The following is a 616-nucleotide window of genomic DNA, read 5'->3' on the forward strand; positions in this document are numbered from 1 at the left end:
GCGCAGACCCTGTTTGACCGACTCGGCGAGCAGTTCGCCGCCGACTTCCTGGCCTTCGATGGCGATCTGGTGCACGCGGGTGAGCCCGATGAAACCGAGCGCGGTGATCACATTCGGTTCCAGATGGTTCATGTGCGCCATCTCGCCACCGGCATCGAAGCCGACACCGCCGCGCGCCGTGAGGATCACGACATGGCGTGGCCGGTCGGCCAGCTTGGGCACATAGGGATCGAGCGGGTTGCTGTCGTCCACCTCCACGGTGCGGCCGGGGCGCACCACCTGGTCGATCCACGCCTTGAGCGCGGCGGGCATGCCGAAGTTGTACAGCGGCGTGCCGATCACCAGCACGTCGGCGGCGATCAGTTCGTCCACCAGGCGATCGCTTTCGGCCAGGGTGTCGCGCATCCAGGCCTCGCGCTGCGGCTCGGGGGTAAAGGACGAGGCGATCCAGTCATGACTGATGATCGATGGCGGGTTCTGGCCGATGTCGCGGTAGGTGACGACGTCCTGTGGGCGGCGTGCCTGCCACTGGCTGACGAAGCGATGGCTGAGGTTGCGGCTGTGCGAGCCGTGTTCATCCTTGCCGGCAAGGCCGGGGCGGGCGCTGGCGTCGAGA

1 protein-coding gene is annotated in these 616 nt (G+C 67.2%); it reads right to left on the minus strand.

Going from position 1 to position 616, the window contains the following annotated elements:
* A partial coding sequence (locus GYB81_RS23215) for an FMN-dependent NADH-azoreductase (RefSeq protein WP_161897962.1) occupies positions 1 to 616 on the minus strand: 616 nt, incomplete at both ends.

The organism is Pseudomonas yangonensis, from assembly GCF_009932725.1.
GTDB classification, from domain to species: Bacteria; Pseudomonadota; Gammaproteobacteria; order Pseudomonadales; family Pseudomonadaceae; genus Aquipseudomonas; species Aquipseudomonas yangonensis.